This is a genomic window from Thermobifida fusca NBRC 14071 = JCM 3263, assembly GCF_001592045.1.
Lineage (GTDB): Bacteria > Actinomycetota > Actinomycetes > Streptosporangiales > Streptosporangiaceae > Thermobifida > Thermobifida fusca.
In genome coordinates this window covers 1-2,053 of sequence record NZ_BCWB01000081.1, presented here as the reverse complement: position 1 = coordinate 2,053, position 2,053 = coordinate 1, and the positions used below count along the sequence as shown (strand labels likewise).

Genomic DNA, 2,053 nt, shown 5'->3' with positions numbered 1-2,053 from the left:
ACGGTCCGTGTCCTACCTCAGGGTGGCGCGGCGGTCCGGTCGGGGCGTCAGGAGTAACCGGAGGCGGACGGCATGTCCGCCGCACAAGAAAGGGCCGAAGCTCATGGCCACAGTGGTGACCATTCGCCAGTTGCTGGAGAGCGGCGTTCACTTCGGGCACCAGACCCGGCGCTGGAACCCGAAGATGAAGCGCTTCATCTTCACTGAGCGCAACGGCATCTACATCATCGACCTGCAGAAGTCGCTGTCCTACATCGACCGCGCCTACGAGTTTGTCAAGGAGACGGTCGCGCACGGCGGCACCATCCTGTTCGTCGGTACCAAGAAGCAGGCTCAGGAAGCCATCTACGAGCAGGCGCGCCGCGTCGGCATGCCGTATGTGAACCAGCGCTGGCTGGGCGGCATGCTCACCAACTTCTCCACCGTGCACAAGCGCCTGCAGCGCCTCAAGGAGCTGGAGGAGATCGACTTCGACGACGTCGCTTCCTCCGGCCTGACGAAGAAGGAGCTCCTTGGGCTGCGCCGGGAGAAGGAGAAGCTGGAGCGCACCCTGGGCGGTATCCGCGACATGAACCGCGTGCCGAGCGCGGTGTGGATCGTGGACACCAAGAAGGAGCACATCGCGATCAGCGAGGCCCGCAAGCTCAACATCCCGGTGGTGGCGATCCTCGACACCAACTGCGACCCGGACGAGGTCGACTACCCGATTCCGGGCAACGACGACGCGATCCGCAGCGTCAGCCTGCTGACCCGCGTGGTCGCGGACGCTGTCGCCGAGGGTCTGATGATCCGCTCCGGCGGTGCCCCGGGTTCGGAGAAGGGCGCTGGGGAGCCGCTGGCCGAGTGGGAACGCGAGCTCCTGGAAGGCAAGACCGAGGCTGCGGGCGAGGAAGCGACTCCCGCCGCTGAGGCTCCGGCTAAGGAAGAGAAGGCCCAGGCCCCGGAGGAAAAAAAAGAAGCCGGGAGCGGCGAGGAAGCCTAGGATCCTCCACAGTCCTTTCCCGATCCACACCTAGCGGATAGAGAAACGAAGCTATGGCGAACTACACCGCCGCCGATGTGAAGAGGCTGCGCGAGCTGACCGGCGCTGGCATGATGGCCTGCAAGAAGGCCCTGGAGGAGTCCGGCGGCGACTTCGACAAGGCGATCGAGGCCCTGCGGATCAAGGGCGCCAAGGACGTCGGCAAGCGCGCCGAGCGTACTGCGGCCAACGGTCTGATCGCGCTGGCCCAGGACGGCGACACCTCCGCCGTGCTGCTGGAGCTGAACTGCGAGACCGACTTTGTCGCGAAGAACGACAAGTTCCAGGAACTCGCCGCCGAGCTGGCCGGGTTCGTGGCGCGCACCAGCCCGAGCGACGTGCCGTCGCTGCTCAGCGCCGACTACGCCGACGGCAAGACGGTCTCCCAGGTGATCGAGGAGCTCAGCGCGGTCATCGGGGAGAAGATCGAGCTCCGGCGCTTTGCCAAGGTCGAGGGCGCCTACGTGGCCAGCTACATGCACAAGTCCGACCCTGACCTGCCGCCCACGCTCGGCGTGCTGGTCGAGCTGGACAAGCCGAACGCCGAGGTCGCCAAGGACCTGGCGCAGCAGATCGCCGCGCTGGCGCCGAAGTACATCAGCCGGGACGACGTGCCGGCCGACGTCGTCGAGAACGAGCGCCGTATCGCCGAGGCCACCGCGCGCGAGGAGGGCAAGCCGGAGCAGGCACTGCCCAAGATCGTGGAGGGCCGGCTCAACGGCTTCTTCAAGGACGCGACGCTGCTCGGTCAGCCGTTCGTCAAGGACAACAAGAAGACAATCCAGCAGGTTGTCGACGAAGCGGGCGTAACCGTGCGCCGCTTTGTCCGCTTCAAGGTCGGTCAGGCCTAAAGCTTCTGCGATGATGGAGGTGCCGGGATGAATTTCTCCGGCACCTCCATCAAATCTGGACGGTGTGTGAGCCTCCTGGAAACCCAGCGGGTTCGCGCAGCACAACCACCGGGGAACCAGAAGGGGGCCGATCTCCGTGCCGGACAACGAGGGACAGCACAGTGTGGCCAGGCGCGACGGT

2 protein-coding genes are annotated in these 2,053 nt (G+C 65.7%); both read left to right on the top strand.

Translation table 11 applies throughout. From position 1 onward, the window contains the following. The first annotated feature begins 103 nt into the window (after positions 1-103). Positions 104-982 (top strand): 30S ribosomal protein S2, encoded by an 879-nt coding sequence (rpsB, locus tag TF1_RS15645; RefSeq protein WP_011291123.1) that lies wholly within the window; start codon positions 104-106, stop codon positions 980-982. Positions 983-1,035: 53 nt separating this feature from the next. Continuing rightward, positions 1,036-1,872 carry a translation elongation factor Ts gene (gene tsf, locus TF1_RS15640; protein ID WP_016188287.1) on the top strand — a complete coding sequence of 279 codons (837 nt, stop codon included), beginning with the start codon at positions 1,036-1,038 and terminating at the stop codon, positions 1,870-1,872. Positions 1,873-2,053 lie beyond the last annotated feature (181 nt).